The organism is Thiolapillus sp. (genome assembly GCF_048562965.1).
Lineage (GTDB): Bacteria > Pseudomonadota > Gammaproteobacteria > Chromatiales > Chromatiaceae > Thiolapillus > Thiolapillus brandeum_A.
Genome location: NZ_JBHNMF010000138.1, coordinates 1 through 7,406, shown reverse-complemented (window position 1 = coordinate 7,406; position 7,406 = coordinate 1). Strand labels below are relative to the sequence as shown.

Annotated in this window: 8 protein-coding genes and 1 pseudogene; 7 read left to right on the top strand and 2 right to left on the bottom strand. The window is 57.6% G+C overall.

All coding sequences use genetic code 11. The features are described from left to right. Positions 1 to 453, top strand: a 453-nt coding sequence (locus ACOCD2_RS09115; protein WP_308333125.1) for a TusE/DsrC/DsvC family sulfur relay protein, incomplete at its 5' end; no start/stop codon positions are given. 121 nt (positions 454 to 574) lie between these two features. Here the strand turns inward: ACOCD2_RS09115 and ACOCD2_RS09110 are convergent. After that, positions 575 to 1,282 (bottom strand): transcriptional regulator domain-containing protein, encoded by a 708-nt coding sequence (locus tag ACOCD2_RS09110; protein WP_293646970.1) that lies wholly within the window; start codon positions 1,280 to 1,282, stop codon positions 575 to 577. A gap of 8 nt (positions 1,283 to 1,290) precedes the next feature. On the opposite strand from ACOCD2_RS09110, the gene argE reads away from it, so the two are divergent. The 6 genes and pseudogenes from argE to ACOCD2_RS09080 form a co-directional block, all read left to right on the top strand. Further along, positions 1,291 to 2,448, top strand: a complete 1,158-nt coding sequence (gene argE, locus ACOCD2_RS09105) for an acetylornithine deacetylase (protein ID WP_293646968.1) — start codon at positions 1,291 to 1,293, stop codon at positions 2,446 to 2,448. A gap of 12 nt (positions 2,449 to 2,460) precedes the next feature. Continuing rightward, positions 2,461 to 3,780: an amino-acid N-acetyltransferase gene (argA, locus tag ACOCD2_RS09100; protein ID WP_293646966.1), complete on the top strand. Its 1,320-nt coding sequence runs from the start codon at positions 2,461 to 2,463 to the stop codon at positions 3,778 to 3,780. Next, positions 3,777 to 4,394 (top strand): DUF6498-containing protein, encoded by a 618-nt coding sequence (locus ACOCD2_RS09095; RefSeq protein ID WP_293646964.1) that lies wholly within the window; start codon positions 3,777 to 3,779, stop codon positions 4,392 to 4,394. Before argA ends, ACOCD2_RS09095 begins: the two co-directional genes overlap by 4 nt. Then, positions 4,384 to 5,526: a cation diffusion facilitator family transporter gene (locus tag ACOCD2_RS09090; protein WP_293646962.1), complete on the top strand. Its 1,143-nt coding sequence runs from the start codon at positions 4,384 to 4,386 to the stop codon at positions 5,524 to 5,526. The genes ACOCD2_RS09095 and ACOCD2_RS09090 overlap by 11 nt, the downstream gene beginning before the upstream one ends. After that, a complete protein-coding gene (gene dusA / locus ACOCD2_RS09085; RefSeq protein ID WP_293646960.1) occupies positions 5,523 to 6,509 on the top strand; it encodes a tRNA dihydrouridine(20/20a) synthase DusA in 987 nt (328 codons plus the stop codon). Before ACOCD2_RS09090 ends, dusA begins: the two co-directional genes overlap by 4 nt. A 6-nt stretch (positions 6,510 to 6,515) precedes the next feature. After that, a pseudogene (locus tag ACOCD2_RS09080) lies at positions 6,516 to 6,806 on the top strand (IS110 family transposase); the annotation flags it as partial. A 37-nt stretch (positions 6,807 to 6,843) separates the two neighbouring features. Here the strand turns inward: ACOCD2_RS09080 and ACOCD2_RS09075 are convergent. After that, complete coding sequence (locus ACOCD2_RS09075) at positions 6,844 to 7,119, bottom strand: antitoxin (RefSeq protein ID WP_293646958.1); 276 nt, start codon at positions 7,117 to 7,119, stop codon at positions 6,844 to 6,846. Positions 7,120 to 7,406: the final 287 nt, after the last annotated feature.

Genomic DNA, 7,406 nt, shown 5'->3' with positions numbered 1-7,406 from the left:
CGTTCGGAGGCCTACTTTGTTTTCCCTCTGGCGCAAGGCACGCCGGGAAAACAGTGCGGCCTCGCGGCTACTGGGGTCTACCAGCCTTCGCTTCGCTCTCCATGGCTGGCAGCGGAGGAAAACATGATGGCTTCACAACATCATCCGTCATATCCCCATGCGCCGGTAGACTGGTCAGCGGAAGCTGCCGAGAAACTTGCCAGGGAAGAACATCTGGAACTGGCCGAGGATCACTGGGAAGAGCTGGCCGCTCTGCAGGAATACTACGCCAGACACGAACGCGTGAACCTTCGGGAACTGAGCGACGCACTGGAAGAACGCTTCCATGCCAGTGGCGGAAAAAAATATCTGTTTTCGCTGTTTCCCGGCGGCCCCATCGCCCAGGGTTGCCGACTGGCGGGCCTGGACATGCCCCGCGGTGCCGTTGACCAGGGCTTTGGCAGCATCGTCTGACTGCGCTACAGGCTAAAACAGGTTCTTGCGAACCAGTCCATGCCTGCATGCAGAGCACTCCCGAGTGGGGTGATGTGTATGGTCGTGCCGGTAAAATCTGTCTGTTTCCCAGGAGCGGCTGTCAGTCCGGAATCCGTAGCAGTTCCAGATAGCCCTTCTCCGTCAGCGCCACGGCTTCTCTGACAGCTTCATCGCCAAACAGCTGTGTGGCCTGTGCTGCTTCTCCCGCTGCCCTGGCATCCAGCATGCGCAGCAGCATCACCCAATGGTCTTTCAGCAGGCGTACGCGCTTTGGTGCCAACCTGTTTTCACGCCGTCTCCTGCTGGTTTCGAGCTGCAACTGGTGACGCGCCTGATCCAGTTGCGGGCGCAAAGGAAGGGAGAGATCGAATACCAGCGCCATCTGCTCCTGTGACAGATCGGGTGCTTCACCGGACAGTACAGGCAGTTCCTCTTCCGAACGGGGACGCCAGTTCAGCCTGCCTTCACCGACGGGATCATCATCCTCGGGATTGGGTGGGAACTTGTGAAACCCCCAGCGTGCACCCAGGGCACATTCGATGAGCACCTTGTCCTCGTCGATACGGCATTCTCCGTCCAGGCATTCACTGGCCGGCAGCCAGGCGCGGGGGTCGTTTTTCCAGGCACAGAAATCCCGGTCGGGCGGCTTGCCATAAGCTGCTTCGAGGTCCTGCCAGGTCTGCCAGAACTGTTGCCATTCCTGCTGGTAGCCGGGATTGCGGCGCAGGAATTCCCAAGCCCACTGGGCACTGGTCAGTTCCCCGCAGAAAGCATATGCTTTGATCTCTTTCCAGTCACGATTGATCATACGAGCCCGTGAACAAAACCGAATTGCCGCCATTATTGCACATGATGAGGCGCCTCATCGCCGAGCCCTCGGTAAGCAGTGTCAGCGCCGAATGGGACCAGTCGAATGTGCGTGTCATCGACCTGCTGCAGGACTGGCTGCACAACCTGGGCTTTCAAACGGAGAAACTGGCGGTTCCCAACTATCCCGGCAAGTTCAATCTCATTGCCACGGCAGGCAGCGGTCCCGAAGGCCTGGTGCTGGCCGGGCATACGGACACCGTGCCCTTCGACAGCAGCCGCTGGAGCACCGACCCCTTCGAACTGACCGAACGGGACAACCGGCTGTACGGCCTGGGCAGCACCGACATGAAAGGCTTCTTCGCGCTGGTACTCGAAGCCATCCGTGACCTGGACACCGGCAAGCTCCGGCAACCCCTGGTGATTCTCGCCACGGCCGACGAGGAAAGCTCCATGAGCGGCGCACGGGCCCTGGCAGATGCACAAAAACAATTGGGACGTCATGCCCTCATCGGCGAACCCACGGGCCTGAAACCCATCCGCCTGCACAAGGGCATCGCCATGGAATGCATCCGCATCACCGGCCGCTCCGGCCATTCCAGTAACCCATCGCTGGGCAACAATGCCCTGGACGGCATGAGCCTGGTGCTTGCCGAGATCCTGCAATGGCGCAATGAACTCGCCACCCGTTTCAGCAATCCCCTGTTCGAGGTGGCGACACCTACGGTAAACCTGGGTCATATTCACGGCGGCGACAATCCCAACCGCATCTGCGGCCAGTGCGAACTGCATATCGATATCCGCCCCCTGCCCGGCATGGATCTGGATGAACTGCGCCGGGAACTGGACCGGCGCCTGCAACGTACACTGCATTCAACAGGCCTGAAACTGGAGTGCCATTCCCTGTTCGGTGGCGTGCCAGCATTCGAGACGCCGGCGTCCGCCGCCATCGTGCAGGCGGCAGAGGTGCTGACCGGGCACAGCGCCGAAGCCGTGGCCTTTGGCACCGAAGGACCCTTCCTGCAGCAGCTCGGCATGGATACCATCATCATGGGGCCGGGAAGCATCGACCAGGCACATCAGCCGGACGAGTTCATGGCCATGGAGCAGATCGAGCCGGGCATCACCCTGATCAAACAGCTGATTCATCGTTTCTGCATGACCTGATATGATTGGCGGATGAACAAGGACGCCAACAATTTCGTCAGCTGGTTCCGCCAGGCTTTGCCCTACATCCATGCCCACCGTGGCAGCACGGTGGTGCTCGCCTTTGGCGGAGAAGCGGTACAGGAAAAGGAATTTTCCCATCTCATCCATGACATCGCCCTGCTGCACAGCCTGGGGCTGCGGCTCGTTCTGGTCCACGGCACCCGTCCGCAGATCGAAGAACGCCTCAGCCTGCGCGGGGCGGCCATGCAGATCATCAACGGTATGCGCGTCACCGATGAACACACCCTGCTGTGCGTCAAGGAGGCCGCTGGAACCGTGCGCGTGGAAATCGAAGCCTTGCTTTCCACCGGCTTGGCGAACTCCCCCATGTCCGGTGCGCAGATCTCGGTAGATTCAGGCAACTTCGTCACCGCCAAGCCACTGGGCATCATAGACGGCGTGGACTATCAGCACACCGGCGAAGTGCGCAGGATTAATACAACGGCTTTGCAGCAAAGGCTGGACGCCGGCGCCATGGTGCTGATCTCCCCCCTGGGTTATTCCCCCACGGGCGAAGTCTTCAACCTGAACGCTGCGGATGTTGCTGCCGCCATCGCGACGGAAATAAAGGCGGACAAGCTGATCTTCCTGACAGACAACAAGCTGGTGGACAGCCGCAGAAAACTCATCGAAAGCCTGGTGCCGGCGGAAGCAGACGCCCTGCTCAGGCGGCGCAAATCACTGGACGAACAGCTGAGACGTGTACTGGCAAACGCCGCCTGCGCCTGTCGTCACGGCGTCAGCAGAACCCATATCCTGCCCCGCAAGCAGGATGGTGTGCTGCTTACCGAACTCTTCACCCGCGATGGCAGCGGGACGCTCATTACCGCTGAACAGTGGGAAACCCTGCGCCAGGCCAGTATCGATGATGCAACCGGCATCCTCGAGCTGATACGTCCGCTGGAGGAAGCCGGGGTTCTGGTACGCCGCTCCCGTGAATACATCGAAACCGAGATCGGCCAGTTCATCGTCATTGAAAGGGACGGCGCCATCATCGGCTGTGCCGCCCTCTACCCGTTTACGGAAGAAAAAATGGCGGAACTCGCCTGTCTGGTCATTCATCCGGATTATCAGAAAGGCGGCCGTGGGGATCAGCTGCTCGGCCATATGCAGCAGCAGGCGCTGGCGCTGGGACTGAAACAGCTGTTCGTTCTCACCACCCGTACCGCTCACTGGTTCAGGGAACGGGGTTTTGTTCCTGCTGCGGTAAGTGAGTTACCGGGAAAACGCAAGGACCTGTACAACTGGCAACGCAATTCCAAAGTGTTCATCAAGCACCTGGAACAATGAAGCTGAACCTTCCGCTGTGGGCGCAGATCGGCGCCAACCTGCTGTCGCTGGTGCTGGCCCTGGTTATGGGCTGGGACCCTGTACTCATGCTTTTCCTGTTCTGGATGGAGAACGTGATCATCGGCCTGTGGCAGATACCGCGCTTCCTGACAGCAGATGGCAACCAACCCGGCTCGCAACTGCAGCGTTTGTCTGGCGCCCTGTTCAAAGCGGGCTTCTTCACCGTTCACTACGGTCTGTTCACCTTCATCCACGGCTCTCTGCTGTTCGAGCTGTTTCTCAAGCAAAGCCTGGATGTGCAGACACTGGAAAAACTGGTCTTTTCAACTCAGGGTATCGGGCTGGCGCTGCTGGGCATGTTCCTCAGCCACGGCATACAGTTTTTCAGCGACCTGCTGAGCGGCGTGGCGCGAAACACGCCAATCGATACGGTCATGATGGAACCCTACAGCCGCATCGTGATTCTGCACCTGGTCCTGCTGGCCAGCGCCTTCCTGCTCACCCTGCTGCCCAATCCTGTGATAGGCGTCATCCTGCTGTCGGCAATCAAGATCATCATGGACATTCACAACGAACGCAAGATTGAAAAGAAAAGGGAAGCTCATGTCTCATAGTTCCAGAAAAGCGGTGATCACCGCCATCATTTCCAATGCACTGGTAACCGTTATCAAGTTCATCGCCAGTGCCCTGAGCGGCTCGGCCTCCATGGCCAACGAAGCGGTACACAGCCTTATGGACACCCTCAACCAGGGCTTTCTGTTTCTGGGTCTGCGCGAGAGCGAAAAGCCTGCCGACACCATCTACGCCTTCGGCCATGGCCAGAAGAAATACCTGTGGAACCTGTGGTCCGCCATCGGGCTGTTCTCCATCGGGGCAGGTCTGGGCCTGTCCCACGCCTGGCACAGCTGGGAAGGGCTGGGCAACAGCCATATCATAGAAACCGTCAGCATATTGGGCCACGAGGTCAGCGCCCTGTGGCTGAACCTCACCGTATTGGGTATCGGCTTCCTGCTGGAAGGCTATTCCTTTCTCGTGGCCATGAGGGAGTTTCTGAGGCGCATGCGGGCGTCAGGTGAAAAGAACCCTCTTGCCTACCTGATCAGGGCAGACGATCCGACACTCATGGCCATCGTACTGGAAGACTCCGCCGCCATGCTGGGTCTGACGCTGGCTGCACTGGGCATCATCCTGACTGCGGCAACAGGTCATGCAGAATATGACATCTTTTTCTCCGCCCTGATCGCCATCATGCTCGGTGGCATCGCCTTCTACCTGAGTTTCATCAACATGCGTTTCCTGGCGGACATGCGCGACATGGAGGCGGAATATCTGTTTCAGGATATCGTGGAAGATCACCCGGAACTGGAGCGCTATCATGATCTGCGTTCCATCATCATAGACGAACAGAACACGGTGCTGGTGGCGGAGATAGAACTCAAGGAAGAAGCCATGGTGAACGGCCTGCAACAGAAGATCAGCGATGTCCGTGATCATCTTCTGGACGAACTGACCAGCAATCCCCAGCAACGCGAGCAGTTGCAGCAGTACGCCCTGGACCGGGCTGCTGTTGAGGTCATCATTGGCCGCGCCGAACGCATCATCGACGAGATCGAACAGGACATCAAGGCCAGACTGCCACGGGTCAGCCACATAACGCTGGAGGTGGAAGGCATCTGCTCCCCGGAAGCACCCGCCACATCGGGTGGCGGAGATGCCTGCACCGGGGAAGCGCCACAGAACTCATGAGCACCATGGACAGACGCCTGTCCGTAGCGCCCATGCTGGACTGGACGGATCGCTACTGCCGCTATTTTCACCGCCTCATCAGCCGCCGTACCCTGCTCTACACGGAAATGGTCACTACGGGTGCCCTGCTGCACAACGAGCCGGCACGCTTCCTGGATTTCTTTCCCGAAGAACAGCCCCTGGCCCTGCAGTTGGGCGGCAGCAACCCCGAAGAGCTGGCGCAGTGTTGCCGATTGGCCGAGGCATGGGGTTACGGTGAAGTGAACCTGAACCTGGGCTGTCCTTCTGACCGTGTGCAGTCCGGCATGTTCGGCGCCTGCCTGATGGCCAATCCCGGCTTGGTGGCCGACTGCATCAGCGCCATGGCAGAAAGCTGCAGCCTGCCCGTGACCGCCAAACACCGCATCGGCATCGATGATATGGACAGCTACGACCTGCTCGCCGCCTTCGTGGAAAAACTCTCAGATGCCGGCTGCAGGACCTTCATCGTCCATGCCCGCAAGGCCTGGCTGCAGGGACTCAGTCCGAAGCAGAACCGGGATGTGCCTCCCCTGCAGTACGATACTGTGTACCGCCTGAAACAGGATTTTCCGAACCTGGAAATCATCATCAACGGTGGCGTCACCGACCTGAACCAGGCGGAACACCACCTGAAGAAGGTGGACGGGGTCATGATCGGCAGGGAAGCCTATCACAACCCCTGGATGCTATCGGATGTGGACAGGAGAATCTTCGCCAGTGACTGGCATCCGGCCAGTCGCCACCAGGTCATTGAAAAGCTGCTGCCGCTGGTGGAACAGGAATGTGCCCGGGGTATCCCGCTGAAACGCATCACCCGCCATATTCTTGGGTTGTTTCACGGCCAGCCCGGCGCAAAGAAATGGCGGCGCTGCCTGTCAGAAAACGCCCATCTTCCCGGCGCCGGCCCCGAGATACTGGAAACTGCCCTGTCACTGGTGCCGCGGATTGACGATTCCCGTTGAGCCCCGGGCAACAAGTCCTGGGTACATTGGCGCTACAGTTGTCCCAAGTTCCTGCGGCAATCTTTTATCGAATGGACCAACCAGACCGTGCGTTTTTCCTTCTGGGCGCGGGCCTTTTACAAGGCCCAGCGGGAGAAGGGAAAAACCCACCAGATGGCGATCTGCGCTCTGGCCTACAAATGGATAATACGCATCCTCTGGCGCTGCTGGCAGGACCGTAAGCCGTATGATGAAGCCAGGTACCTGATGGCACTCAAAGCACAGGAGTCTCCACTTGTTAAAGAGCTGGCAAACTAGTCAGCTTTTTTCTAGACGGACTACCTCAGGGCGTGTATTAGCCGTTGTTCTCATGCAACCGACCTTCTACGAACTTATGTAAAATACTAGCAACCAACGTTTGGTATGGAATGCCTTCTGCCAGGGCTCTTTTCTGTAAGCCACGCAGGTCTTTTGACGAAAGCCTAATATTTATACGCGCATCTTTTTTAAACATGGCCTCCGCGTACTTTTGATGCCGCTTTTGTGTATCAGCCGCCTTTTTGGAGCGCTTCAACTTACCTTTATCGAATGCTTCCAGAATCTCTTGCTCTTCGCTTGATAGTTTGCTCATTTCCTGCAGCCTAAATATTTCTTCGTAGCCTTTCGGCTAGGTATGATCGTTTTTAAAAACACTTCTTCTTCAGTTTCCACGAATGGAATGGGGTAAACGTATTCCTCGATAACTATGACATGGACTTGCTGACCAAGGTAGCGTTCTTGATTAGGGTGATCAAACGTATCTAGTTCCCGTCTATAAATGCCAAGTCATTGAAATTCAATTGAAAAACCGAAAAAAGACGATGAGAAATCCGGTGCAGGATGGTACAATTATGATCTAAAGCATTGATACATAAGAAA